Origin of the sequence: Streptomyces violens (genome assembly GCF_000717745.1) — a bacterium.
In the GTDB taxonomy this organism is placed as follows: Bacteria; Actinomycetota; Actinomycetes; order Streptomycetales; family Streptomycetaceae; genus Streptomyces; species Streptomyces violens.
In genome coordinates this window covers 1-205 of the sequence record NZ_JOBH01000059.1, presented here as the reverse complement: position 1 = coordinate 205, position 205 = coordinate 1, and the positions used below count along the sequence as shown (strand labels likewise).

Annotated in this window: 1 pseudogene; it reads right to left on the bottom strand. The window is 62.0% G+C overall.

Annotated features, from left to right (window positions below):
* Nucleotides 1–205 (bottom strand): annotated as a pseudogene (locus IF04_RS36385) (adenosylhomocysteinase); the annotation flags it as partial.

Here is a 205-nt window from a genome sequence, read left to right as displayed (position 1 = left end):
GCCGGCCATGTCGATCTCGTTGTCGAAGTGGCCGATGTTGCCCACGATCGCCTGGTGCTTCATCTTGGCCATGTCCGAGGCCATGATGATGTCCTTGTTACCGGTCGTGGTGACGAAGATGTCCGCCGTCTCCACGACCTCGTCCAGGGTGGTGACCTGGTAACCGTCCATCGCCGCCTGCAGCGCGCAGATCGGGTCGATCTCG